The organism is Paenibacillus rhizolycopersici, assembly GCF_014947195.2.
Lineage (GTDB): Bacteria > Bacillota > Bacilli > Paenibacillales > Paenibacillaceae > Fontibacillus > Fontibacillus rhizolycopersici.
Map to the genome: position 1 here is coordinate 33,812 of NZ_JADCNN020000014.1, position 25,210 is coordinate 59,021.

General features: G+C 54.0%; 21 protein-coding genes. 16 read left to right on the plus strand and 5 right to left on the minus strand.

Annotated elements, in window-relative coordinates; translation table 11 throughout:
* Positions 1–22 precede the first annotated feature (22 nt).
* From ilvD to IM700_RS15350, 3 genes are all read right to left on the minus strand, one after another.
* Positions 23–1,708 (minus strand): dihydroxy-acid dehydratase, encoded by a 1,686-nt coding sequence (gene ilvD / locus IM700_RS15340; RefSeq protein ID WP_155605803.1) that lies wholly within the window; start codon positions 1,706–1,708, stop codon positions 23–25.
* Between the two features lie 188 nt (positions 1,709–1,896).
* The gene (locus tag IM700_RS15345) at positions 1,897–2,163 is read right to left on the minus strand and encodes a KGG domain-containing protein (RefSeq protein WP_193416555.1); all 267 of its coding nucleotides are present in this window, start codon (positions 2,161–2,163) and stop codon (positions 1,897–1,899) included.
* 163 nt (positions 2,164–2,326) lie between these two features.
* Positions 2,327–3,379: an acyltransferase family protein gene (locus tag IM700_RS15350; RefSeq protein ID WP_193416554.1), complete on the minus strand. Its 1,053-nt coding sequence runs from the start codon at positions 3,377–3,379 to the stop codon at positions 2,327–2,329.
* A gap of 234 nt (positions 3,380–3,613) precedes the next feature.
* Between IM700_RS15350 and IM700_RS15355 the strand changes: the two genes are divergently transcribed.
* Both IM700_RS15355 and IM700_RS15360 read left to right on the plus strand, forming a co-directional pair.
* On the plus strand, positions 3,614–4,393 hold the full coding sequence (locus IM700_RS15355; protein WP_193416553.1) for an HAD family hydrolase: 780 nt from the start codon (positions 3,614–3,616) through the stop codon (positions 4,391–4,393).
* A gap of 14 nt (positions 4,394–4,407) precedes the next feature.
* On the plus strand, positions 4,408–5,157 hold the full coding sequence (locus tag IM700_RS15360; RefSeq protein WP_193416552.1) for an NAD-dependent protein deacylase: 750 nt from the start codon (positions 4,408–4,410) through the stop codon (positions 5,155–5,157).
* A gap of 8 nt (positions 5,158–5,165) precedes the next feature.
* Here the strand turns inward: IM700_RS15360 and IM700_RS15365 are convergent, their stop codons facing one another.
* Complete coding sequence (locus IM700_RS15365) at positions 5,166–6,029, minus strand: AraC family transcriptional regulator (RefSeq protein WP_155605798.1); 864 nt, start codon at positions 6,027–6,029, stop codon at positions 5,166–5,168.
* 178 nt (positions 6,030–6,207) lie between these two features.
* Here IM700_RS15365 and IM700_RS15370 point away from each other — a divergent pair, with 178 nt between their 5' ends.
* The 11 genes from IM700_RS15370 (at position 6,208) to IM700_RS15420 (ending at position 20,742) form a co-directional block, all read left to right on the plus strand.
* A complete protein-coding gene (locus IM700_RS15370; protein ID WP_193416551.1) occupies positions 6,208–7,386 on the plus strand; it encodes a galactokinase in 1,179 nt (392 codons plus the stop codon).
* A 2-nt stretch (positions 7,387–7,388) separates the two neighbouring features.
* A complete protein-coding gene (gene galE / locus IM700_RS15375; protein WP_193416550.1) occupies positions 7,389–8,375 on the plus strand; it encodes a UDP-glucose 4-epimerase GalE in 987 nt (328 codons plus the stop codon).
* A 14-nt stretch (positions 8,376–8,389) separates the two neighbouring features.
* A complete protein-coding gene (locus tag IM700_RS15380; RefSeq protein ID WP_193416549.1) occupies positions 8,390–9,967 on the plus strand; it encodes a UDP-glucose--hexose-1-phosphate uridylyltransferase in 1,578 nt (525 codons plus the stop codon).
* A 170-nt stretch (positions 9,968–10,137) separates the two neighbouring features.
* Complete coding sequence (locus IM700_RS15385; RefSeq protein WP_193416548.1) at positions 10,138–11,301, plus strand: iron-containing alcohol dehydrogenase; 1,164 nt, start codon at positions 10,138–10,140, stop codon at positions 11,299–11,301.
* 135 nt (positions 11,302–11,436) lie between these two features.
* Entirely contained in the window at positions 11,437–11,967 is a 531-nt protein-coding gene (locus tag IM700_RS15390) for an NfeD family membrane protein (RefSeq protein ID WP_193416547.1), read from the plus strand.
* A 42-nt stretch (positions 11,968–12,009) separates the two neighbouring features.
* A complete protein-coding gene (locus tag IM700_RS15395; protein WP_244868563.1) occupies positions 12,010–13,578 on the plus strand; it encodes a flotillin family protein in 1,569 nt (522 codons plus the stop codon).
* A gap of 195 nt (positions 13,579–13,773) precedes the next feature.
* Positions 13,774–14,619 (plus strand): glucose PTS transporter transcription antiterminator GlcT, encoded by an 846-nt coding sequence (glcT, locus tag IM700_RS15400; protein ID WP_193416546.1) that lies wholly within the window; start codon positions 13,774–13,776, stop codon positions 14,617–14,619.
* A 235-nt stretch (positions 14,620–14,854) separates the two neighbouring features.
* Positions 14,855–16,915 (plus strand): glucose-specific PTS transporter subunit IIBC, encoded by a 2,061-nt coding sequence (gene ptsG / locus IM700_RS15405; RefSeq protein WP_193416545.1) that lies wholly within the window; start codon positions 14,855–14,857, stop codon positions 16,913–16,915.
* A gap of 132 nt (positions 16,916–17,047) precedes the next feature.
* Positions 17,048–17,323, plus strand: coding sequence for an HPr family phosphocarrier protein (locus IM700_RS15410; protein WP_155605791.1), 276 nt, complete (start codon positions 17,048–17,050; stop codon positions 17,321–17,323).
* Complete coding sequence (gene ptsP / locus IM700_RS15415; RefSeq protein WP_193416544.1) at positions 17,316–19,028, plus strand: phosphoenolpyruvate--protein phosphotransferase; 1,713 nt, start codon at positions 17,316–17,318, stop codon at positions 19,026–19,028. Before IM700_RS15410 ends, ptsP begins: the two co-directional genes overlap by 8 nt.
* A gap of 175 nt (positions 19,029–19,203) precedes the next feature.
* Positions 19,204–20,742: a Ppx/GppA phosphatase family protein gene (locus tag IM700_RS15420; RefSeq protein WP_193416543.1), complete on the plus strand. Its 1,539-nt coding sequence runs from the start codon at positions 19,204–19,206 to the stop codon at positions 20,740–20,742.
* Here the strand turns inward: IM700_RS15420 and ppk1 are convergent.
* A complete protein-coding gene (gene ppk1, locus IM700_RS15425; RefSeq protein ID WP_239483935.1) occupies positions 20,702–22,795 on the minus strand; it encodes a polyphosphate kinase 1 in 2,094 nt (697 codons plus the stop codon). The two genes, IM700_RS15420 and ppk1, sit on opposite strands and share 41 nt — an antisense overlap.
* A gap of 249 nt (positions 22,796–23,044) precedes the next feature.
* Here ppk1 and IM700_RS15430 point away from each other — a divergent pair, with 249 nt between their 5' ends.
* The 3 genes from IM700_RS15430 to IM700_RS15440 all read left to right on the plus strand — a co-directional run bounded on the left by IM700_RS15430 (position 23,045) and on the right by IM700_RS15440 (position 25,194).
* Positions 23,045–23,686 (plus strand): 50S ribosomal protein L25, encoded by a 642-nt coding sequence (locus IM700_RS15430; RefSeq protein ID WP_193416541.1) that lies wholly within the window; start codon positions 23,045–23,047, stop codon positions 23,684–23,686.
* Between the two features lie 177 nt (positions 23,687–23,863).
* Positions 23,864–24,580 (plus strand): DsbA family protein, encoded by a 717-nt coding sequence (locus IM700_RS15435; protein ID WP_193416540.1) that lies wholly within the window; start codon positions 23,864–23,866, stop codon positions 24,578–24,580.
* Positions 24,581–24,753: 173 nt separating this feature from the next.
* Positions 24,754–25,194 (plus strand): disulfide oxidoreductase, encoded by a 441-nt coding sequence (locus tag IM700_RS15440; RefSeq protein WP_193416539.1) that lies wholly within the window; start codon positions 24,754–24,756, stop codon positions 25,192–25,194.
* The last annotated feature ends 16 nt before the right edge of the window (positions 25,195–25,210 follow it).

The following is a 25,210-nucleotide window of genomic DNA, read 5'->3' on the forward strand; positions in this document are numbered from 1 at the left end:
CCCTTTTTGTAAATTTGTTAAACTAAATCTTCATGACGCCACCCGAACTGGCGTTGGTGACCAGTTTGGAATAACGAGCCAAGTAACCGGTTTTGACCTTCGGCTCAAAGCCTTTCCAATTCGCTTTGCGGCGTGCGAGTTCTTCGTCGCTGACATGCAGCTCGATCTTGCGGTTATTCAGGTCAAGCTCGATGATGTCACCATCTTCGACAAAAGCGATTGGTCCGCCTTCCGCTGCCTCCGGAGAGATATGACCGATGCTGATACCGCGAGAAGCGCCGGAGAAACGTCCGTCGGTGATCAAGCCGACCTTCGCGCCAAGCCCCATACCGACGATTTGCGAAGTCGGTGCCAGCATTTCCGGCATCCCCGGCCCGCCTTTAGGACCTTCATAACGGATAACAACGACGCAACCTTCTTTGACTTTGCCGCCGGCGATTCCTTCCAGTGCCTCCTCCTGGGAGTCGAAGCAGATGGCTGGACCTTTATGGTAGCCGCCAACCGAAGCATCTACGGCCCCTACTTTGATAACCGAACCTTCCGGAGCTAGGTTACCGTACAGAATGGCGAGGCCGCCTTTTTCCGAATGCGCTTTGTCGAGCGGATGAATGACATTCGGGTCGAGGATTTCGCAGCCTGCAACGTTTTCGGCTAGCGTCTTACCCGTTACGGTCATTTGATCGCCAAAAATCGCACCTGGCTTCTTCAGCAGCTCGTTAATGACGGCGCTGACGCCGCCAGCCCGGTGAACGTCTTCGATAAAGAGGTCGGATGCCGGAGCCAGCTTGGCGATATGCGGCACGCGGTTAGCAACTTCATTGATTCGTTCCAGCGGGTAATCGATGCCTGCTTCCTGGGCTAGTGCCAGCGTATGAAGCACGGTGTTGGTGGAGCCGCCCATCGCCATATCCAGCGCAAAGGCGTTGTCGATGGATTCCTTAGTGACGATGTCACGAGGTTTCAAATCGAGTTCGATCAGTTTCATCAGCTGACGCGCGGATTCCCGAACGAAATCGCGGCGTTCTTCAGCCACAGCGAGGATCGTGCCGTTACCCGGCATAGCCAGACCCAGCGCTTCGGCGAGGCAGTTCATCGAGTTGGCGGTGAACATGCCGGAACAGGAACCGCAGGTTGGACAGCCGTATTGTTCCAGCTCCAGCAGGTCATTATCGCTGATTTGTCCAGCCTGATGCGCGCCTACACCTTCAAAGACGGAGGTCAGGGACAATTTCCGTCCTTTGCTGTCTACGCCGGCTTTCATTGGGCCGCCGCTGACGAAGACGGTTGGAATGTTGACGCGCAGCGCGCCCATCATCATCCCCGGTGTGATTTTGTCGCAGTTCGGAATGCAAACCATGCCGTCGAACCAGTGCGCCGAAACGACGGTCTCGAGCGAGTCGGCGATGATTTCCCGGCTTGGCAGGGAGTAGCGCATGCCAATATGGCCCATCGCAATACCGTCATCCACACCGATGGTATTAAACTCAAACGGAACGCCTCCGGCTTCGCGAATGGCTTCCTTTACGATCTTGCCGAACTCCTGCAAGTGCACATGTCCTGGCACGATATCGATATACGAGTTGCAGACCGCGATAAACGGTTTGCCGAAATCTTCTTCTTTCACGCCGGCGGCACGCAGCAAACTGCGGTGCGGCGCACGGTCGAAGCCTTTTTTGATCATATCAGAACGCATCTTCTTGGCTGTCATGATCACCGATCCCCCCATGATTAGTTATAGTTTTGGAGCTTTACACCGCTAAAGGTTTTCTCTAGAGTCTATCACAAGTGGTTATGATTTTCTACCCGTTGATCACAGGAAATGGCTAGAGGACAGGGCGCTTTCACGGTCTATGAAAATAAAGAAATCTCCGGGGGGGGCCGGAGATTCCACAAGGTTCACGCATTAAATCCTGGTTTACTGCGGGCGACCCCGCCTTTGCGGCCAATATCACGATAGAAACCGGTGTCGTGCTTCTGGGATGTTGCTTCGCCGCCCTTCTGACCGATTTCCTGATAAAAGTCGCGGTTATGGGTTTTCGAGGTCGCTTCGCCGCCTTTTTGTCCAATTTCTCGGTAAAAGGCTTTGCCGTGGTTCTTGGCCGTGGCCAGTCCTCCCAAACGTCCCGCTTCTTCTCGAGTCATTTTGCTTTGGCTTCGTGCCATCGAATCCCTCCTTGATCTTATTTTGGAGTACGTATGTTTTATTTACCACGGATTTCCATGATGAAACGAGTTTGTTCAAAAAATTCAAAATATCCAAAAAAAAGATACCTTTCGGTTTGAAAGGTATCTTCGAGCTCCTTCCATATTCCAGGTTACGCCTGGCTTATGGTTTACCGGCCGCACCAAGCTGCCGCAAAGCTTGGTGTTCCAGCTTCAACAGCCATTCTACCGATGGCTCGACCAACGGGGCGCTCCATTTGCGCACCCAGGGTTGGGCGAGAAGCAGGGTGAGCGCCACGGCTCCGGCAATGACCAGCAACCCGCCCAACTCGCCATGCACATATCTGTAAAGCGGAGATACGGCCGCCAAGCGCACGATAAAACCGTGCAGCAGGAAAACGTAAAGGGTGCGGCGACCGAGCTCGGTGAGATGGCTGGCCCGGGATGGAACGAGGCCAAGAAAAGCGAGTCCCGACAGCAACTGCACGGGGTAGAGCAACAGACGGAATAAGCCGGCGTACCATTCGGGGTGGCCGAGCTGGATGTAGGTCATGCTGCCGTAAAGCCAACCCGGATGGATGCTTGATGTAACGAGTCCTAAAGTGACCAGCAAACTGAGCGAAACGAGAGTGGATGCGATTTTGACAATTGGATTCTGTAGAAATTGAAGCAAGCGATCGGAGAAATGGTAGCCGAGCACGAAAAACGGCAGAAACACGAACGTCCGAGATACGCTAAACCACACGCCGTCGATTTGCAGATAGCCGACCAGTACCGCCAGCAGGATGGAGACGGCAAGCTGTTGAAGAGGCGAACATTTTTGCATCAAGAGCAGCATCCATCGCCAGCCTAGATGACTGACCAGGAACCACAGCAACAAATACGGTGCGAAGAAGGAATGGTGAATGTGGTCTACACGGAACACCGCGACATCCAGCACGGAGTATAAGCTCTGAAAAATGAGGTACTGCAAGCCGATCTGCAGCATGATCTTTCTGCCCTTGCCGCCGGTCAAATTAGGTTTGGCAAAATAGCCGGTTACGAACACGAACAAAGGCATGTGAAAGGTAAAAATCCATTGGTAGAGGGTTTGCAACCCGCCAATCCGCAGGGTAAGCGGTTCGATGGCGTTGCCGACGAATACACAAAGGATCAGCAAGAAGCGTAAGTTCAAGAAAAATATCTCACCTTGCGGGTTGATTTTGGATGGCGTCATGACGGACCAGTTCCCCTCTTTCCAGTGAACTTCCCTAGCGGATATCGTTTAAAATTTAAATAAATGAGTTCATGAATAACGTACTCTCTTTACAGATTTAAGCTTGTGATATTAATCACAAATTAAGCGTTCTCAATTTGGCGGGTGTGACTAACGTATGACAGCTTGAGGAGCCTTGGTAAAGTTGTAAAAATGGTATAATAAGGACATGGATGTACTGGAAGGGGGATCATGATGGCCACGATTGAAACACACGGGCACCAAGCGGCTTGCCGTGCGATTTTGTTTGACAAGGACGGGACGCTGTTGAATTTCATGGGCCTGTGGGGAAGCTGGGCGGTGGCTTTAACCGGTCTAATGGAGCGGAAGTTGTCCGAATTGGGATCCCCCGGAAGCTTAAACAAAGCAGGACTGCTTGGGTTACATACGGATGGGGAGAACCGGGTGATTGGTTACGACAAGACCGGTCCGGTCGCAATGGGTACGGAAGAAGAGGTCATCGCGTTGTTGGCTTCGACGTTGTATGCTGCGGGGCTTCCATGGAACGAAGCGATTACGGCCGTCAGGGAATTAAATGCCTCGGCTATGGCTGATCTCAAGCGGAGGCGAGAAGCCGTCCCTTTGCCAGGGCTGCGTGAATTCCTGCAGGATTGCCTGAATGCGGGACTGAAGCTGGCGGTCGTCACCTCTGATTCAACCTCGGAAGCGCTGGAGCATTTGGAATGGATGGGCATCCGGGATGCGTTCGTCAGCATAGTCGGGCGAGACCGGGTGACCCGGGGCAAACCGGGACCGGACATGGCGTTGTTGGCTTGCCATGAGCTTGGCCTCCAACCAGGCGAGGCCGTGGTGATCGGCGACAGCAATGCCGATATGCAAATGGGAAAACGTGCGGGAGTCGCCATGACGATTGGAGTAGCGGAGGATTACAGCGAAGACGCGCAGGGAGCGGGTTACTTGCGTGACGCGGACGTCATCATCGCCGGTTACCGCGAGTTGACGATCCATCATTAGGAGGTTCGATACGGATGACCAAGGAGACGGACAATTTAGCGGCTTGGATTCAGGAAAGCCACAATATTGTATTTTTCGGCGGGGCCGGGGTCTCGACCGAAAGTGGGATCCCCGACTTCCGTTCGGCGGCGGGCATCTATCAGATGGAGAAGGCTTCGCCTTACGCGCCGGAGGAGATTTTGAGCCGGCGGTTTTTCGACCGGCATCCCGAAGTTTTTTTCGATTTCTACAAGACGAAGATGATTCATCACGAAGCGCAGCCGAATGCCGCGCACCGCTGCTTGGCTGAACTGGAGCGAGCGGGAAAATTAAAGGCTGTAGTCACGCAAAACATCGATGGGCTCCATCAGCAGGCGGGCAGCCGACGCGTGCTGGAGCTGCACGGATCGGTGCACCGCAACACCTGTATGGACTGCGGCCGCACCTATACGCTGGAAGACGTGATGGGCAAGGAAGACGACGTGCCCCGTTGTACCTGCGGCGGAATCATCAAGCCGGACGTGGTGCTGTACGGTGAAAGCTTGGATGAGCAGGTGATTCAGGATACGGTCGATGCGATAGCCGGAGCCGACCTGCTTCTGATCGGCGGCACCTCGCTGACGGTTCAGCCAGCGGCGCACCTGATCACCTATTTCCGCGGCGAACGGACGGTGCTGATCAACGCATCGTCCACCACCTATGACAAGCGGGCCGACCTGCTGATTACCGAGCCGATCGGTGCGGTATTGGGGGCCGTCTCCCGGAAGCTGGGACTGGAGGAGTAAAGCAAAGCTCATTCCGCTGAGGGAGTCCGGGTTACGGCTCTGCGGTATTCGCTTGGAGATTCGTGATGGAACCGACGGAATTGCCGAGAGAAATAGAGCGGATCGGTGAGACCTACGGAAGCGGCGATCTGCTCGATCGACAGCTCCGGACGTTCGCGAAGGAGCTGTCGCGATTTATCGATTCTGAGCTTCAGGAGGTAGGTGACCGGAGTGTAGCCGGTTTCTTTTTTGAAAATGCGAGAGAGATAAGCCCGGTTATACCCCAAGGAAGCGCACATTTGTTCAATGGAAACCGGATGCGCATATTGGCTGGACATATAATGAATCATTTGCTTCACAATCCGCTGAACGCCCGATTCGCCCGACGGCAGCGCGGAAGCCATGCCGAGCGTCTCCTGGGCCTCGGCCATGATTTGATGCAACAGCCCCAGCGATAGCAGATGGGAGCTGTTTTTTTTGGTTTGAAAGGTCTGTAACACGCTGCTCAGCATGGATGGAATCGGGCTGCCATCACCCTGCCGAAATACCGGTTGCTCCGGGGTGAAGCCGGCCCGCGACACGAGATCGGTCGCCTTTGCGCCGGTGAAAGCGATCCAGCGATAACGCCAAGGATCGACGACATCGGAAGCATAACTGACGAGCTGATCGGGGAGAATCAGGAAGCCATCCCCTTCACTGAGCTCATAGGAGGCCGATTCGGTCCGAAAAGAGCCCTTGCCTTGTTCCACAAAGTGAAGAAGGTAATAATCATAGACTTTCGGGCCCAAGCGGTGATCGGGCAGGGTCTGGCTTTCGCCGGCGAAGAGGACATGCAGATCCTCCGCTTCGAACAAATCTGGGTTGGCGGCCGCACTATAGGTTTCTCGCTTCAAGGGTCGTGTCTCCTTTTTTGGCAAGGGCGAATACGCCCTGAAAGATATCTGTTCACATTATATTCCGGAAAGTCACATTTATCTATATAGTTCTCGCAAAGTTGCATTATCAAAGCAGAGCGATTTCATTATACTGGGTACAAGAATTAAAGATTCCATGAAGATGGGGTGTACGTTAATGAAGAAGAATGAAATGGAACAATTGTTTATATCCAAATACGGGGAAAGCTCCGAGCCGCTGCGCGTATTCAACGCACCGGGCCGCGTCAATCTGATCGGCGAGCATATCGACTATAACGGGGGATATGTGTTCCCCGCCGCGCTGGAGTTCGGAACGACGCTGGCGATTCGTAGACGGACGGACGATAAAGTTTCTTTCGCTTCTAGTAATCTGCCGTATACGGCTGAGCTGGAGCTCGGAGACCTCGGCAAGAGCAAAACCGGGGAGTGGATCGATTACCCAATCGGCGTCTACGTGGAACTGAAGAAGCTGGGCATCTCGCTTACAAGCGGTTACGACCTCCTGTTCCACGGCGAGATTCCGAACGGTTCGGGATTGTCCTCCTCGGCATCGATCGAAGTAGTGACGGCTTTTGCTCTCCTGAGCATGGAAGGGAAAAAGACGAACAAAGTTGAAATTGCCCGGTTATCCCAACGGGCGGAGAACCAGTACGTCGGCGTCAACAGCGGCATCATGGACCAGTTTGCCGTTGCAAACGGGGCCCAGGATCATGCGATCCTTCTGATGTGCGATACCTTGGAATACAAGCTCGTGCCATTCCGGACCGGCGCATATAAACTTGTCATCAGCAACACGAAGAAGCGCCGGGGACTGGTAGACTCCAAGTACAACGAACGGCGTTCGGAATGCGATGAAGCGTTGGCGATTTTGCAAAAACGCGAACCGAGCCTGGAGTTCTTGGCCCATCTGAAGCCGGATCAATTGGAGCGGTGGCAGGGAGATTTTGCGAATGAAGTTCTGTTGAAACGGGCCAAACACGTTGTGGAAGAGAACGCGCGCGTGTTGAAATCGGTGGACGCGCTGAGCGCGAACGACCTGAAGACCTTCGGCGAACTGATGAATGCTTCGCATGATTCGCTGCGCGATTTGTACGAAGTGAGCTGCCTGGAGCTGGACGTGATGGTTGAGGAGGCGCGGAAGATTGACGGCACGCTGGGCGCTCGGATGACCGGGGCAGGCTTTGGTGGCTGTACGGTATCGCTGGTGCATGAGGATTCCGTAGAGCGGTTCGTGGCTGAAATTGGTCAGGCTTATAAAGAACGGACAGGGTTGGATGGCGAGTTTTACGTGTGCGGCGTAGGCGACGGCGTGCATGAGATGAAAGGGGAGAACTAACCATGGCGATATTGGTAACGGGGGGAGCCGGCTATATCGGCTCGCATACGGTAGCTGCGCTGCTAGAGCAAGGCAAAGAGGTCGTCGTGATCGACAACCTGCAGACCGGACATCGCGAAGCGCTGCTCGGCGGCAAGCTTTATGAAGGGGATTTGCGCGATAAAGCGCTTATGGCCAAGCTGTTTGCCGAGAACGAGATCGAAGCGGTGATTCATTTTGCCGCGAATTCCTTGGTGGGGGAGAGCATGAAGGACCCGGTCAAGTATTTCGACAATAACGTGTATGGAACGCTTTGTTTATTGGATGCCATGGATCAGGCGAATGTACGTAAAATCGTGTTCTCTTCCACGGCGGCCACTTACGGCGAACCGGAAAAGGTACCGATCGAAGAAACCGATCCGACCCGGCCTACGAACGTGTATGGCGAAACGAAGCTGACCATGGAACGGATGATGGCTTGGTTTGATCAAGTGCTCGGGATCAAATATGTATCGCTCCGCTATTTCAACGCGGCGGGGGCCCATGAAAGCGGCAAGATTGGCGAGGATCATCGCCCGGAAAGCCATCTGATCCCGCTGATTATTCAAGCGGCATTGGGACAGCGTCCGTCGATTCAAGTGTTCGGCGACGATTACAACACGGCTGACGGTACCTGCGTCCGCGACTACATCCATGTGAGCGATTTGGCCGACGCCCATCTGCGCGCAGTGAATCATTTGCTCGGCGGCGGAGAAAGCGACGTGTTCAACCTCGGCAACGGGCAAGGCTTCTCGGTTAAGGAAGTGATCGAAACCGTGAAGGACGTTACCGGCCACGACTTCCCGGTCGTCATCAGTCCGCGTCGCGCCGGGGATCCGGCGGTGCTTATCGCTTCCTCGACCAAAGCCCGTCGTGTGCTGGGCTGGAATCCAACCCGCAATCAATTGGCGAACATCATCGAAAGCGCGTGGCAGTGGCATAACAACCATCCAAACGGCTATAACGACTAAGGGAGTGTAACGCGATGGGAGCAGAAGAGAGAAATCGTCAAGAAACGCTTCATGCCATCGAACGATTGGTGAATTATGCGCTGGAGCAGGGCTTAATCGATTGGTGGGACGTGGACTACTCGCGCAACCGCCTTCTGGAGTTGTTTTCTTTCGATGAGCCGTTCGCCGGTGCAGTAACGGAGGAGGTGCTAACCGGTCCGCAGGAGCCGCTCGAAATTTTGATTGATTACGGGGTCTCGATCGGCCTGATACCAGAAGATACCGCTACTTACCGCGATTTGCTGGATGCTCAAATTATGGGCTTGCTGATGCCGCGCCCGTCGGAAACGATCGCGGCCTTCCGCAGAACGGAAACCGAGCAGGGAATCATCGCGGCAACAGACGCGTTCTATAAGCTGTCCGTGGACAGCAATTACATCCGGATGGACCGGGTTCGCCAAAACATCTATTGGGAACAGCCTACCTCGTTCGGGGATATGGAAATCACGATTAACCTGTCCAAACCGGAGAAAAATCCGAAGGAAATCGCCATGGCCAAGCTGCTTCCGCCGCCGGTGTACCCGAAATGTCAGCTGTGTCGCGAGAACGTTGGTTATGCGGGACGGATCAATCATCCGGCCCGTCAGAACCTGCGCGTCATTCCGCTGACCTTAAACGAGGAGCCGTGGTTTTTCCAATACTCGCCTTATGTGTATTACAACGAACATTGCATCGTATTTCACCACGATCACGTGCCGATGAAGTTGACCCGCGATACGTTTAAGCGTCTCCTTGATTTCACGACGTTGTTCCCGCATTATTTCATCGGCTCGAATGCGGACCTGCCGATCGTTGGCGGTTCGATCCTGACCCATGATCATTTCCAAGGGGGACGACATACGTTTCCGTTGGAGAAAGCCCCGGTGGAAGCCGCCTTCTCCCATTCGGACTTCGCCGGCGTGACCGTTGGTATGGTGAAATGGCCGATGTCCGTGCTGCGGGTGAACGGTCAAGACCGCGAGGCCGTGCTGGAAGCGGCGGACGATCTGTACGAGAAATGGAAGCAATACAGCGATCCCTCAGTCGATGTCCTGGCCTTCTCCGAGGAGAAGGGGGAATCCGTGCCTCATAACACGGTGACCCCAATCGTCCGTCGCAGTGCAGATGGCGGTTTCGAGGCCGATATCGTCCTGCGGAACAACCGGACGAACGAACAGCATCCCGAGGGGATCTTCCATCCGCACCGCGAAATGCACCACATCAAGAAGGAGAACATCGGTCTGATCGAAGTGATGGGGGTAGCGATCCTGCCAGGCCGGTTGAAAGAAGAACTGGCGGGGGTCGCCGACATTCTGAGCGGGGACAAGACGTTGTATGAGGAGACCGTGTCCGATCCGGCGGCCCGTTTGGCCGTGCATGCGGATTGGGTGAAGGAACTGGTCGCACGCGTTGGCATATCGATGGCGCGCGAAGACGCCGAAGCGCTGCTGCGTGACGAGGTCGGCAGCAAGTTCGCGGAAATCCTTGGACATGCCGGCGTATTCAAAGCAACGTCGGAAGGCCGCGAAGCCTTCGAACGCTTTGTCGTTTCGATCGGTTACCGCAGACAATAGAGCATAGGTTCCGGTCAGCTATTTACAGGGCCGTCCCCAATCGATGAGATTTGGGACGGCCTTATTTCTGTTTGTTATTCCATTACAGTTGGAAGTATAATAATTTGGGAGCACGAAGAGGCTAAGGTAGCGAACCCCTTTTACATAACTGAATTTAGGAGGATTTTGGCATGGATCATTTCGTATTTCATAACCCGACGAAGCTCATCTTCGGTAAAGGCCAGTTGGCGTCGTTGCGGACCGAGGTTCCGGCTTATGGCAATAAAGTGCTGCTGGTCTACGGCGGCGGCAGCATCAAACGCAGCGGTCTGTATGATCAAGTGACAGCCATTCTGCGGGAAATCGGCGCCGAGGTGACAGAGCTTGCGGGCGTCGAACCAAACCCGCGTCTGTCTACGGTGCATCGTGGGGTCGAGCTGTGCAAGTCAAACGGCATCGAGCTGGTCCTCGCGGTCGGCGGCGGCAGCGTGCTGGACTGCGCGAAGGCGATTGCCGTAGGCGCTAAATACGACGGAGATATGTGGGATTTCGCGGAACGGAAAGCCGTGCCGAAAGCGGCCCTGCCCCTCGGAACCGTGCTGACGATGGCCGCAACCGGCTCGGAAATGAACGGCAACTCCGTGATTTCCAACGAAACGACGAAGGAGAAGCTCGGCTGGGGCAGTAAGCTGGCGTATCCGGCGTTCTCCATCCTTGATCCGCAGTTCACCGCTTCGCTGCCGAAGGAGCAAACCGTGTATGGCATGGTCGACATCATGTCTCATGTGTTCGAGCACTATTTCCATCCGACGCCAAACACGCCGTTGCAGGACGAGTTCTGTGAAGCCTTGCTTCGGACAGTGATCGAGACCGCGCCGAAGCTCGCTGCGGATTTGGAGAACTACGACCTCCGGGAAACGATTCTGCTCTGCGGCACGATGGCGCTTAACGGGGTGCTGAACATGGGCCTGTCCGGGGACTGGGCGACCCACAACATCGAGCATGCCGTGTCGGCGGTTTACGATATTCCGCACGGCGGAGGCCTGGCGATCCTGTTCCCGAACTGGATGAAGTATAACTTGAAGCAGGATATCGCTCGATTCAAGCGTCTGGCGACTCACGTCTTCCACGTGGATCCTACGGGCAAGAGCGACGAGGCTGTCGCGCTCGAGGGCATTGAAGCGTTGCGGTCGTTCTGGAACTCGATCGGCGCTCCAAGCCGTCTGGCCGATTACAGTATTGACGATAGCCAGCTGGAAGTCATGGCCGAGAAGGCGGTTCGCTTCGGCTCGTTCGGTAATTTTGCTGTGCTGGATAAACAAGACGTGCTTGAAATTTATCGCATGTCCCTGTAATCACTGTAATCTCACCCCCTTACCGGTTTCGCGGCATCGCGCTGCGAGCCGGTTTTTCTTTTTCGAAACATATTTCTCCAAATTACGTATGTATTTGTAGAGTACATCAATATTTTGGGTAGAGGGAGGAACAGGATGGAAGCGCTGTTTTGGGGTTGTTTCGTCGGCGGTGCCTTGTTTGCCGTCATCAGCGCATTGCTTGGCGACTTGCTCGGAAGCTGGCTGGACGGCGTGTTCGATTTCCTGTCCGTGGATTTTCTCAAGCCGATTATCACGGCTTCGGCGATTACGTCGTTCGGCGGAGCCGGCATATTGCTGCACCGGTACACCGGACTTGGAGGGGCCGGCGTGGTGGTTCTCGCCATTGTGGCCGCCGTATTGTTATCCGCCGCCGTGTATTTCGCTTATGTTCGGCCGATGGAAAACAGCGAAAACTCCACCGGATTTTCCGAATCCGAATTGCCCGGCAAAGTCGGCGAGGTGACCGTACCTATCCCGGCACAAGGGTATGGCGAAGTGATGGTGAAGCTGGTTGGCGGCAACACCCTTCATATTGCGTCTAGCTGGGATCGGAAGGAAATTCCCGCCGGAACCGTCGTTGTCGTCATCGAGACGGCGAAGGACGGAACGGTCCAAGTTTCCGAGCTATATCCCCACCCGATGTAACACCATTACAAGAAGAGGGAGCTGTTGTCATTGTTCGAAAGTATTCCGGATTTCCTGCTAATCCCCGTCATCGTGATTGCGGTCATTATCGTGCTCGGACTGGCGTTCTGGGCCCGATATAAGACGGTGAGCCCTGACGAGGCGATGATCGTCACAGGTTCTTTTCTAGGGGGCAAGAACATATCCGATGACCAATCCGGCCGTAAAATCAAAATCGTCCGCGGCGGCGGGGCGTTTATCTGGCCGATATTCCAAAAAGCCGAATTCATGTCGCTGCTCTCCCACAAACTGGACGTGATGACACCGGAGGTTTACACCGAGCAAGGCGTGCCGGTTTCCGCTGACGGAGTGGCCATTATCAAGGTGGGGAGCTCGATCGAGGACGTCGCAACAGCGGCCGAGCAGTTTATGGGCAAACCGATCGAATCGCTCAAAGGCGAAGCACAGGAAGTGCTTGAAGGCCATTTGCGTTCGATTTTGGGTTCGATGACCGTCGAGGAAGTGTACCGGAACCGCGATAAGTTCGCGCAGGAAGTACAAGGCGTGGCGGCTCGCGACCTGAAGAAAATGGGGCTGCAAATCGTCTCGTTCACGATCAAGGATGTTAGGGACAAACATGGTTACTTAGAGGCGCTCGGTAAACCGCGGATCGCTGCGGTCAAGCGGGACGCTGATATCGCTGAGGCGGAAGCCCAGCGGGATGCGCGGATCCAAAAGGCCCTGGCCGAAGAAGCCGGGCAGAAGGCCGAGCTGGTGCGTGATACGAACATCGCCGAAGCGGAGAAGGAGAAGGAGCTGAAGGTCGCCTCCTTTAAGAAGGATCAGGATACCGCCAAGGCTGAAGCTGACCAGGCTTATCACATTCAGGAAGCTCGGGCCAAGCAGACGATGGTGGAAGAGCAAATGAAGGTCGAGCTGGTGCGCAAGGAGCGGGAGATCGATTTGCAGGATAAGGAGATCACCGTTCGCCAGAAACAATACGACGCCGAAGTGAAGAAGAAAGCCGATGCGGATCGTTATGCGGTCGAGCAGGCGGCTGAAGCTGAAAAGGCGCGGAAAATGCGGGAGGCCGACGCGCTGCAATACTCGATCGAGACGCAAGCAAAAGCTTCCGCCGAACAGAAGCGTCTGGAGGGTTTAGCGATCGCGGATGCGGAACGGGCCAAAGGGACCGCGGATGCCGAGATCATACGACTGCGCGGCTTGGCTGAGGCCGAAGCGAAGGAGAAACTGGCCGAAGCGTTCCAGAAATTCGGCGAGGCCGCGATCCTCGATATCGTGACGAAGATGCTGCCGGAGCTCGCAGGCAAAATCGCTGCTCCATTGTCTTCGATCGACAAGTTAACTGTCGTCGATACCGGCAAAGGCGAGGGGGCTGCCCGTGTCAGCAACTACGTCACCGAACTCATGGCTACTGCGCCTGATATGTTGAAGAGCGTCTCGGGGATCGAACTGGATCGGTTAATTCAAGGCTTGACTAAAGGCAAGATCGTCGCCACGCCACCGGCGGTTGAGGTTGCTTCTGTGAAGTCTACGGCTTCTGTGAAGGCGTCGGAGCCCGTTGCTTTGGAGACGGCCGCCTCGAAAGAAACGGAGCAAGACCGGAAGTAAGGCCTTTCGTCCGGCTTGACAACCGCCATCAATCCGTGTAATTTGTCATAGGATCAATCGCGAATCGGCGTCCCGCCCGGTCATTGGGCGAGGACGCCTTTGAAATGCCTGGGAATTGGCTGACGGGGCCCGGAAAATCCTTTATAATGGGCTTAACCGTTTTCGGACAATAGGAGAAAAAGAGGTGCTTATGTTGTGAACAGCCTGCGCGTTTCTAAAGTGTTGAATAACAATGTCATTATCGCGAATCACCCGGAGCGTGGCGAGGTCGTTGTGATCGGCAAAGGCATCGGATTTAACCGAAAAACGGGGGACTCGATCCTGCTTGAAGCCGTTGAGAAAATGTTTATCCTCACGAATCAGCAGGAACAAGAGCAATACAAGCAGCTCGTACCCCAGGTGGACGAACAATTGATCGAAATTATCGGCGAAATTATCATGTACATTTCCCAGAAGACGCAAACCGAGCTGAACGAGCATATCCATATCGCCTTAACCGATCACTTGGCGTTTGCGATTAAGCGAGCGGAGCAGGATATCGCTTTTCATAACCCGTTTTTGTTCGAGACGAAGGAGATCTATCCGGTGGAATTCGAACTGGCGGAATACGCGATTCGACTCATCAAGGAGCGGTTGGGTGTCGATCTCGGCGAGGATGAAATTGGCTTCGTTGCGCTCCACATTAACAGCGCCATGACCAACCGACATATCAGCGAGGTAAGGGGACATGCTCAGTTAATCGCTGACCTGGTTGGCATTATCGAGACGGAGCTTCGCTTTACGATCCTCCGCAACTCGCTGGATTATTCCCGTTTGCTGACCCATTTGCGGTTTGCGATCGAACGGATTCGACGCGGCGAGCAGGTTAGCGAAGTCGACAAGCTGGAAATGCTGCTGAAGCAGGAGTATCCAACCTTGTATTCGCTTGCTTACAAATTGACCAAAGTGATGGAACAACGGCTCAAGATGCCGGTTTATCAGGCCGAAGTCAGCTATTTGACGATGCATTTGCACCGGGTGGCCCCGGCGAATCTTCAGTAGCTGGCTTGCGCGAACTAGAAAGTCCTGCTATAATTCCTAAGTGCATTGGCAACAACTTCATAGATCACAATGTGTGACTGATTCGATCAGGCATGAGTTGATAAAGGTTTTTTTGGATTGTATTGGACGGTTACGGGGTATTATATCCGTAAGCGATCACGATACAGAACCAATGACCTATATTGGCTTATGCCTGTTTTTGTTTGTCACACGATGTCATAACAGGAGGTTATTTATGTTTAAGCGTTTATTTGGTGTATTACAACGGGTAGGGAAAGCGCTGATGCTCCCTGTGGCTCTACTTCCTGCGGCAGGTTTGCTGCTCGGGATCGGGAATATGCTGGTCAGTCCGGAGTTTCTGGATCTGGTGCCCGCCCTGGATAATCATGGCGTCCACGCCGTAGCCACCGTCATGATGAATGCAGGCCAAATTGTCTTCTCGAACCTGGCCTTGCTGTTTGCCGTAGGTGTCGCCGTTGGTTTGGCCGGCGGGGAAGGCGTAGCCGGTTTGGCTGCGATTATCGGTTACCTCGTCATGAACGTGACCATGGGCACGGTCATCGGGGTCACGCCTGCGATGATCGGAACCGATCCGGCCTATGCGAACGTGCTCGGCATCCCAACGCTTGCAACCGGGGTGTTCGGCGGGATTATCGTCGGGATCTTGGCTGCGGCCATGTATAACCGGTTCTTCCGGATCGAGCTCCCATCATATCTCGGTTTCTTCGCCGGGAAACGATTCGTGCCGATTATGACGGCCGCAACTTCGCTTCTTCTCGGCTTGTTGATGGTCGTTATCTGGCCGCCAATTCAAGGGGGCCTCAACTCTGCTTCTCACTTCATGTTGGAGCAGAACCGGACGTTGTCCGCGTTTATTTTCGGGGTGGTAGAACGGGCATTGATTCCGTTTGGTTTGCACCATATTTTCTATTCGCCGTTCTGGTTCGAATTCGGTGAATACGTCAATAACGCCGGTCAACTCGTTCGCGGGGACCAATCAATCTTCATGGCTCAGTTGCGTGACGGTGTGCCATTTACGGCCGGTACCTTTATGACCGGTAAATTCCCGTTCATGATGTTCGGCTTGCCTGCCGCAGCGCTGGCGATTTACCACGAAGCTCGGCCTGAGCACAAGAAATACGTGGCTGGGATCATGGGTTCGGCAGCCTTGACCTCCTTCTTGACGGGGATTACGGAACCACTGGAGTTCTCGTTCTTGTTCGTCGCACCGGTATTGTTTGCGGTGCATACGATTTTTGCCGGTTTGTCTTTCATGACGATGCATATCCTTGGGACGAAAATTGGGATGACCTTCTCCGGCGGTTTGATCGACTATCTGATCTTCGGGGTGATTCCAAACCGGACGCCTTGGTGGAACGTTATCATCGTCGGTTTGATTCTAGCCGTGATTTACTACTTCGGTTTCCGTTACGTTATCCGTAAGTTCAATCTGAAGACACCGGGCCGCGAAGATCCGGAGGTTGAAGGGGACGAAGTGAAAGCGGGAGGCGCAGTTAAACAGGACGAACTGCCGCAGAATATCTTGTCAGCCTTGGGCGGACAAGAGAACATCGTTCACCTCGATGCCTGCATCACCCGTCTGCGGGTTGAAGTGAAGGACAAAGGGAATGTGAGCAAAGACCGGCTCAAGAAGCTGGGCGCCTCCGGCGTGCTGGAGGTTGGCAACAACGTTCAAGCGATCTTTGGAACGCGTTCTGACACGATCAAATCGCAAATCGCTGACATTATGAGCGGGAAGACCCCGCGGGTTGCCGTCAAGACGGAAGAGATTAAACCTGCCGAGGTCGAGCAGCAAGCGGCCCAAGACGGCGACGCGATTATCAAAGAGGATATCGTGATGCCGGTGAACGGCGAGCTGATGGATATTTCCAACGTTCCTGATCCCGTGTTCTCGGAAAAAATGACCGGCGACGGGTTCGCGATTCTGCCGCATGACGGCGTGATCTGCTCTCCGGTTTACGGTAAAGTATTTAACGTCTTCCCGAGCAAGCATGCCATCGGCATTATGTCGGATGGGGGCAAGGAAGTGCTCGTGCATATTGGCGTGAACACCGTCAAACTGAAAGGCCAAGGCTTCAATGTGCTGGTCCAGGAAGGCGATCTGGTTGCCGCAGGACAGCCGATTCTGGAAGTGGATCTAGATTATGTGAAGGAACACGCACCTTCGATCATTTCGCCAATCGTCTTCTCGAACCTTCCGGAAGGCGCGTCCGTGACGCTGCATAAGACCGGCAAACTGCCGAAAGGCGAAACTGATATCGTTACGATCAAGTAAATCATCAGAACCCGCCGCTGAGTCGGCGGCGGGCATTTGGCTTTGGTTATCGCGATCCCTTACAATGTGTTAGGGAGCGTATCTTATATCTATTCTCAAAAATTCATAAATCAGAAAGCGAGAGGATCAATCATGGAAAAAATGTTTAAAATTACGGATGAAGACGGAATTCATGCACGCCCGGCAACGGCCCTGGTCAATACAGCAAACAAATTCAAGGGAGCCGAATCCTTCGCTGAAGCGGGCGGCAAGAAAGTAACGTTGAAATCGATTCTTGGCGTTCTGTCCCTGGGTCTGGAGCAAGGCGATTCGCTGAAGCTGATTGTCGAAGGCGAAGAGGCCGCAGAAGCACTTCAAGCGCTCACTGAAGTGATGGTTAACGAAGGGCTGGGGGAAGTGAATGCTTAAGATTGATGGCATTGCCGCTTCGGCCGGCGTGGCCATCGCCAAAGCCTTCAAATTGGAGCATCCCGATTATACGATCCATCAGCGGGATGCTTCCGATTCCGCAGCGGAGCTGGCACACCTGGACGATGCTTTGGCCAAATCTCAGCAGGAGCTTGAGGCGATCAAAGAGCGCACGCTTCAAGAGCTTGGCGAGAAGAAAGCGGAGATTTTCGAATCTCATTTGTTGATTCTGAACGATCCCGAGCTGCTAACCCCGGTTCGCGATAAGATTGCATCTGACAAGGTTAGCGCAGCATTTGCGTTAAATGAAACAGCAAGCGAATTTATTGCGATGTTTGAAAATATGAAAAGCGCCTACCTTAAGGAACGCGCTGCGGATATGCGGGATGTAACCAAGCGTGTGCTCACGCATTTGCTCGGTTTGAGCTATGTCAATCCGGCAGATATCAGCGAGGAAGTGATCGTGATTGCGGAGGATTTGACGCCGTCGGATACGGCGCAGCTCAATCGCAATTACGTGAAGGGCTTTACGACGAATATCGGCGGTCGCACGTCGCACTCGGCGATTATGGCCCGCTCGCTGGAAATCCCTGCGGTCGTCGGCACTAAAGAGGTGTTGGACAAGGTGAACGGGGGCGATCTGGTGATCGTCGACGGATTGGACGGCAGCGTCATCATCAATCCGACCGAGGACGTTCTGAACGAATATATGGCAAAACGCGATAAGCACCTGAAGCAAATCGAAGAGTGGAAGAAGCTGCGCGAGGTCCAAACGACGTCGAAGGACGGCGTCCACGTGGAGCTTGCAGCTAACATTGGCACGCCTAACGACGTTGTCGGCGTCATGGAGAACGGCGGAGAAGGGGTAGGCTTGTATCGGACAGAGTTCCTGTACATGGGACGCACCGAGTTGCCTTCGGAGGAGATCCAATTCAATGCCTATAAGACCGTGCTGGAAAAGATGGAAGGCAAGCCGGTCGTCGTACGGACATTGGATATCGGCGGAGACAAGGAATTGCCTTATCTCAATCTGCCGAAGGAAATGAACCCGTTCCTGGGCTTCCGCGCCATCCGTCTATGCCTGGAGCAGAAGGACCTGTTCCGCACGCAGCTACGCGCTTTGCTTCGGGCCAGCGTCTACGGATCGCTTCGAATCATGTTCCCGATGATCGCAACGCTGGATGAATTCCGAGCAGCCAAGGCGTTGCTAATGGAAGAAAAGGAGAAGCTGAAAGCCGAAGGCGTCCAGGTATCCGATGAGATCCAGCTCGGAATAATGGTGGAGATTCCTTCGACGGCCGTATTGGCCGATCAGTTTGCCAAAGAAGTGGACTTCTTCAGTATTGGAACCAACGACCTTATTCAATATACAATGGCGGCCGATCGTATGAATGAACGCGTTTCCTATTTGTACCAACCTTATAACCCAGCGATTTTGCGGCTGGTCAAAATGGTCATTGATGCCGCCCATAAAGAAGGCAAATGGGCTGGAATGTGCGGCGAGATGGCCGGCGATGAAACGGCGATTCCGCTGCTGCTGGGATTGGGTCTGGACGAATTTAGCATGAGCGCAACTTCGATTCTACCGGCTCGTTCGCAGATTTCCAAGTTGTCTAAAGCGGATATGGAACAGCTGGCAGCCAAGGCGCTGCAAATGCAGACCGCTGCACAGGTCGTCGAACTGGTTCACGCCATCGGCGAGTAACGATACGAGATCTTTTCCAACCGAAAATGCGGGTTTCTTCATAGGCCGGCGCCTTCAGGGCGCTGGCTTTTTTTTAGGTGTAAGGTTTATTTTTGCCCGATTTTGGGATAAAGTGAGGTAAAACTGTTAGGCCGAGGAACCACAATTTCTATACATTACGGGAGCTAAAGTTCGTATGCCAAATAACCATGAGAACGTTGGAATCATCGACATTGGGTCAAACTCCATTCGTTTGGCCATCTATGAAACGGCCCCGCAAGGGTACTACCGTTTGATTAACGAATTGAAGGAATCCGCCCGGTTAAGTGAAAAAATGAATGCGAATGGGGCTATGGCAACAAAGGAAATCCATTCGATCGTTCCGATCCTGCGCCAATTTCATGAGGTGTGCAGAGCATATGGCTGTCATGCCATCCGGGTGGCGGCAACGGCGGCCATCCGGAACGCGGCAAATGCACAGGAAATCGGCAAGCTCCTGGAGCAAGAAACCGGTCTGCCGGTAGAAATCCTATCCGGCGAACAGGAAGCTTATTTCGGATTTATCGCTGTGGCCGGCGGAATGGCGACCGAGGACGGATTCATTATTGATATTGGGGGCGGAAGCACGGAAATCACTTTGTTTCGTGGCCGAAAGCTGGTAGAGAGCGTTTCTTTACCGATCGGCGCGGTCAACGCCCAAGTGAGATTTGGAGTGTCGGAGGAGCCCTGGCCGCCCGAGCAGATCGCCGATCTTCAGGCGGAAGTTGAAAGGATGCTGGACGGTTTGCCTTGGATCGGGGCCCATCCGGGATTTCCGCTTATCGGGCTGGGGGGAACGATTCGGACGTTGGGCAAGCTGGATCAACGGCGCCGCAAGTACCCGCTCCGTTTGGCCCATCACTATCTGCTGGAGCCGGAGAGTCTCCGTCATTATGCGGAAACTCTGCCTGAGTTGCCGCTGGATAAACGCAAACGAATCGACGGGTTGTCCAAGTCCCGTGCCGACATCATTGTACCGGGGATAATCATTTTGAAGGCGGTCTTCGATCGCATTGGAGCGGCGCATTGCCTGGTCAGCGGCTCGGGGCTGCGCGAAGGATTGCTGCAGGATACGTTGGGTCTAGGTGTGCCTGCCGCTCAAGAAGTGCTGGAATGGCAAACCGGTACGCTACTCGCCTTTCATGCGCTGTCCCCCATTGCTCATTATCGTCAGGTTCGTCGGTACGCCGAGCAGTTGTATCAGTTACTGGAGAAGGAGTTGAATGACAGAGGCCCGATCAAGCTGATTCAAACGACAGCTATGTTGTATAAAATCGGGGGCTCGATCCGTTACCACCAATACGACAAGCATACGTTATATTGGCTGTTGCAAGCGCCGCTGGGAGCTTTGACCCATCGGGAAGCCGTACTGTGCAGCCTGATCGCGGATTATCCGGCGAATCACGGGAAGAAAACAGGTTTCGAGGAGTATGGTGATCTGCTGCAGGAAAAGGATGATGAGTTGATTCAGAAACTCGGAGCCTTGTTGGAGGTAGCGATCGCCCTCGACGCCAGTGAGACGCAGACGGTAGAAGCAGTAGCGACGGTTTGGGAAGAGGAGGCGGTGTTATTGAAGCTGACGTGCCGCAGCCAAGCTTACCTGGAAATCAGGCAGCTGGAGGCTGCGGCCAAGAGCTTCAAGAAAGCGTGGGACCTTAGATTAGAGTGGGAGATTCGTGCAATTTCCATGCACTGATCTCTCGGGCGGCGAATTGGCTCCGGCAGGGAACTGCCTGAGAACCGCCGAGGATGGGTTCGTATTTTCCGTTTGGCACCAAGCGTTTTGCTTTCACATTATCGGCCAGCGACAGCATAAGAATGCGCACCAGCGTCTCCCGGGTTTGCGGTTTGATGACAGGACACATCAGCTCCAGTCGGCGTGTCAGGTTGCGCGTCATCCAATCGGCGCTGGACAACCAGACCTCGGGGTTCCCGCCGTTCTCAAAATAATAGATGCGGGAATGCTCCAGGAAGCGGTCGACGATGCTGCGCACCGTGATTCGTTCGCTTAAGCCTTCAACACCGGGGCGCAAACAGCAGACGCCGCGAACGATCAGATCGATGTGAACGCCCGCTTCGGAGGCCTCGTATAATTCGTCGATCATCTCCTGGTTGGATAAGGAGTTCATCTTGGCGATAATCCGCGCCGGGCGGCCAGCGGCGGCATGCTCGGCTTCCCGCTGGATCAGCTCGAACAGCTTGTCCTTCATGACGGTTGGCGCAACCGTCAACGCCTGCCATTGCTCGGCTTCCGAGTAGCCCGTAATGAGATTAAACAGCTGAGAGGCATCCTCGCCGATTGCAGAATCGGTCGTAAACAATCCGATATCGGTGTAAAGCCGGGCGGTGATGTCGTTGTAGTTGCCGGTGCCCACATGGACATAACGCTTTAAGTCGCGACCTTCCTGGCGAACGACAAGCAGGATCTTGGCATGGGTTTTTAGCCCAATTAGGCCGTAGACGACGTGGCAGCCGGCTTTTTCCAGCGTCCGCGCCCAAGCGATGTTCCGCTCCTCGTCAAACCGGGCTTTTAGCTCAACGACAACCGTAACCTGTTTGCCTGATTCCGCGGCCTGCGCTAGTGCTCGGATCAGCGGAGAGTTGCCGCTGACACGGTATAACGTCATCTTGATCGCCATGACCGCCGGATCTTCCGCGGCTTGATCGATGAAATCGGTCACCGCGTCGAAGCTCTCGTACGGGTGGTATACCAGTACATCCTTCTGTTTCAATACCTCGAAAAAATCGTCATTCTCATCGAATTCCCGCGGATACACGGGATCTACTTGCGGGAAGCGCAGCCGGGAATACCCTTTGACCGAGCCCGGGAGCCGGCCGAGAAAACCGAGATCAAGGGGACCTTCGATCTCGAAGACCGCGTCGGTAATTTCAAATTCTTCTTTGAGCACCTCGAGCGCGTAAGGGTGGATGCCCCTTTGTATTTCCAGGCGGACCGGCGCTCCCCAACGCCGCTTACGCAGTTCTTTCTCTATCTCCTCCAGCAAATCCTCGGCGCCTTCTTCGTCGAAAGCCAGATCGGCGTTGCGTGTCAGCCGGAACTCATCGACGGCAAGCGGCGTATATCCGCTGAACAACGTTTGTATATTATGACGGATCAGTTCCTCAATTAGGATAAAAGACTGTTTCTTGCTGTTGGAATGATGCGGCAGCGGGATGATCCGGGATAGGTTCGATGGGATTTGCACGATCGCGAAATAGGATTCCTTCTCTTCTTCCGTTTGCACTGCGCCGTTCCGTTCCAACACGACTGCCAAGTATACGAACCCGGTATGCACGAGGGGAAACGGACGACTTTGGTCTACGGCCATGGGCGTCAGCACCGGGAAGACGATGTCATGATAGTAGGTCTCCATCGATTTGCGCTGTGCGCCGTTCAGCTCGTCGTATTTCAGAAACTGGATGCCCTCCTTGGCGAGCAGTCTCGAGAGCTCCCGGTAAGTCCGGTATTGTTCGGCGATCATGGCCGAAATTCGGAGGATTAATCTTCGGTATAATCCGGCCGGAGTGTAGCCGGTGAAATCCTTCTTGGTATAACCGGCACGGATTTGATCCTGGATGCCGGCGACGCGTACGCTCATGAATTCGTCCAAATTGCTTGAGACGATGGACAGGAATTTGGCCCTCTCCAGCAAAGGCGTGCCGGAATCCTTGGCTTCCTGCAGCACACGGCGATTAAATTCCACCCAGCTGAGATCGCGGTTCAAATATCGCGGTCCTTGTTTTTTCATAACCATATCCGCCATGGATGTCAGACCTCCGCCTATTTTTTCTTTCATTTATCTTTCTATTTTACTATGTTGCAAGGTTTTGAAATGCATGCTTTTGTAAAATCTATGTAAAAATTATAACTCTATGTAAAGTCATTTCGGGAAATGGGCTTTTTCTGATTAGGTTGGCGGCAAAAATGGGTAATATACGGGTATGGCGTCTTTCGCCAATCGCCAAAACCGGCACAATTTCAAGGAGGTTGTTGCAAGATGAGTACGAACCATCACTCGTTTCAACTGAACGCCACGCCAAGAACGGAATTCCACCGTTCCACGCTGCGACAGCTGAGACAACAGGGACGCGTTCCTGCGGTCGTATACGGAGCGGAGTCCGGGAACCTCGCGGTTCATGTGGATGTGAAGGAGCTTGTGAAGGTCGTGCGTACGGGAAGATCGGAATTTTTTGACCTGAAGGTCGAAGGGGGTCAAACGATTCCGGCGCTGATTAAAGAAGTTCAACAGCAGCAAGGGAGGATCCTGCACGTCGATTTTCAGCAAGTATCCAAAAATAAGCCGATCCGCGTTAAAATCCCGCTGCACTATACCGGTACGGCTGCAGGAACCCAGGTTGGCGGCGTTCTGCAGATTCAGGCAACGGAGTTGGAAGTGGAGGGCTTACCAGATGTTTTGCCGGCATCCCTGGACATAGACATTACCTCGCTGGACGCGGGGGACAAGCTGATGGCCGGAGACGTTAAGATGCCGGCAGGGGTGACGATGCACGCTCAGCCGGAGGAACTGCTGGCATCGATCGTGCTTCCGCGGGTGGCGGATACGGATCTGGCCCTGGATGCCGCGGCCGACGGGGAGCCGGCTGGCACGGTTGGCTCGGACGAAGCTGCTGCGGAATAATCGACAGCATCGCCGGATGGATCTTGGATGAAGGGCTGTTCCGGACGCCTTGGGGCGTTTGGGACGGCCTTTTTCGTGTGGAGCCCCCAGCTTGACGAATCCTGCTAATGTAACTAAAATGGTTGCAGGATAAGAAGAATCTTGAATCTATTAATCTAATAGGAAAGTAGGGGTCGCATGCCGCCGAAAACGACAACAAACGCTTTGGCCAAGCGCAAAGCCGAACAACAAAAACAGCAGCAGCAAATGAAGAGAAGACGCCTGATTTGGTTCTCGACAGTGGGACTGCTTCTCGTCCTGATTATCGTTGTGCTGACCATTCAGCCGAAACCCAAGGCGGCCGAATTTGATTACGCCGCGCTTCCTGTGCTGGGACAAGCCGACGCACCGGTGAAGGTGCTGGAGTTCGGGGACTATCAATGTCCGTCGTGTAAACATGTGAATGAACTGATCAAGCCGGATTTGGTGAAGGATTATATAGATCAAGGCAAAGTCGCCTTTTATTTCATGAATCTGCCGTTTATCGGTTCCGATTCGTTTACGGCCGCTCTGGCCGCGCAATCGGTGTATCATCAAAGCAACGAAGCGTTCTGGACTTATTTCGATGCGATTTATGAACGCCAAGGAGCGGAAAACAGCGGTTGGGCTTCCCCCGAGTTTCTCGTGAATCTGGCTAAGGAATTGGATTTGCCGATCGATTACGATCTGCTGCAGAAGGATATCGCGGAGGCAACGTACCAAGAAGAGATCGAAGCGCATTTGTCCCGCGGGGACAAGCTCGGTGTTAACAGTACGCCGACGTTCTTCATTAATGGCGTGGAATATGCCGGCAATCTTGGCGATTACGAGGCGCTGAAGAAGACGCTCGATAACGAATTGTCTGCAGAGGAATAGTGGGCGAAGGTTGAATGAAGCTAGGGACGAAAGTAGCGGAGCGTAGCTGGAGGCTACGTGAGTGGGCGGAAGGCCCGGGTGAATTCAAGATTCGACGTCGAATAGCTACTGGATACTGCTTCGTGATCGAAAGATAACTTGTTCAACTACCTTATAAAGGGAGGGATGGGGGAGTGCGGGGGTTTCTGAGAAACTACGGCATCTACCTCGCCTGGTTGGTCGCGCTGGTCGCGACGGCGGGCAGCTTGTATTTGAGCGAAGTGCTGCATTATGAGCCGTGCCGATTGTGCTGGTTTCAGCGGATATTTATGTACCCACAGGTCATTTTACTGGGCATCGCGGCGTACAAGAACGACCGCCAGATCATTCCATATGTGCTTCCGTTAAGCGTCATCGGCGGCTTGATCTCCATCTACCACTATAGTGAGCAAAAAATCCCCGGGCTCGCCAAGCTCCTTCCCTGCAAAATAGGCGTGCCGTGCAACGTGGATTACCTGGGTCAAGGCTGGCTCGGATTTATTACGATTCCGTTTATGGCGCTGGTCGCCTTCGTATTGATCGTGATGTTCTTGTTGGCGGCTCGGGGGATAAGAGAAGAAGCCGGGGAACGGTAACGTGGAATAAGGATAA

Excerpts from the sequence above, each read along its gene's own strand:
- ilvD (WP_155605803.1), bottom strand. The coding sequence starts at position 1,708 with ATGACAGCCAAGAAGATGCGTTCTGATATGATCAAAAAAGGCTTCGAC.
- IM700_RS15355 (WP_193416553.1), top strand. The coding sequence starts at position 3,614 with ATGGCCACGATTGAAACACACGGGCACCAAGCGGCTTGCCGTGCGATT.
- IM700_RS15420 (WP_193416543.1), top strand. The coding sequence starts at position 19,204 with ATGCCAAATAACCATGAGAACGTTGGAATCATCGACATTGGGTCAAAC.
- ptsG (WP_193416545.1), top strand. The coding sequence starts at position 14,855 with ATGTTTAAGCGTTTATTTGGTGTATTACAACGGGTAGGGAAAGCGCTG.
- IM700_RS15430 (WP_193416541.1), top strand. The coding sequence starts at position 23,045 with ATGAGTACGAACCATCACTCGTTTCAACTGAACGCCACGCCAAGAACG.
- IM700_RS15380 (WP_193416549.1), top strand. The coding sequence starts at position 8,390 with ATGGGAGCAGAAGAGAGAAATCGTCAAGAAACGCTTCATGCCATCGAA.
- IM700_RS15360 (WP_193416552.1), top strand. The coding sequence starts at position 4,408 with ATGACCAAGGAGACGGACAATTTAGCGGCTTGGATTCAGGAAAGCCAC.
- ptsP (WP_193416544.1), top strand. The coding sequence starts at position 17,316 with ATGCTTAAGATTGATGGCATTGCCGCTTCGGCCGGCGTGGCCATCGCC.
- IM700_RS15370 (WP_193416551.1), top strand. The coding sequence starts at position 6,208 with ATGAAGAAGAATGAAATGGAACAATTGTTTATATCCAAATACGGGGAA.
- IM700_RS15385 (WP_193416548.1), top strand. The coding sequence starts at position 10,138 with ATGGATCATTTCGTATTTCATAACCCGACGAAGCTCATCTTCGGTAAA.
- IM700_RS15435 (WP_193416540.1), top strand. The coding sequence starts at position 23,864 with ATGCCGCCGAAAACGACAACAAACGCTTTGGCCAAGCGCAAAGCCGAA.
- galE (WP_193416550.1), top strand. The coding sequence starts at position 7,389 with ATGGCGATATTGGTAACGGGGGGAGCCGGCTATATCGGCTCGCATACG.
- IM700_RS15410 (WP_155605791.1), top strand. The coding sequence starts at position 17,048 with ATGGAAAAAATGTTTAAAATTACGGATGAAGACGGAATTCATGCACGC.
- IM700_RS15345 (WP_193416555.1), bottom strand. The coding sequence starts at position 2,163 with ATGGCACGAAGCCAAAGCAAAATGACTCGAGAAGAAGCGGGACGTTTG.
- IM700_RS15350 (WP_193416554.1), bottom strand. The coding sequence starts at position 3,379 with ATGACGCCATCCAAAATCAACCCGCAAGGTGAGATATTTTTCTTGAAC.
- IM700_RS15390 (WP_193416547.1), top strand. The coding sequence starts at position 11,437 with ATGGAAGCGCTGTTTTGGGGTTGTTTCGTCGGCGGTGCCTTGTTTGCC.
- ppk1 (WP_239483935.1), bottom strand. The coding sequence starts at position 22,795 with ATGAAAAAACAAGGACCGCGATATTTGAACCGCGATCTCAGCTGGGTG.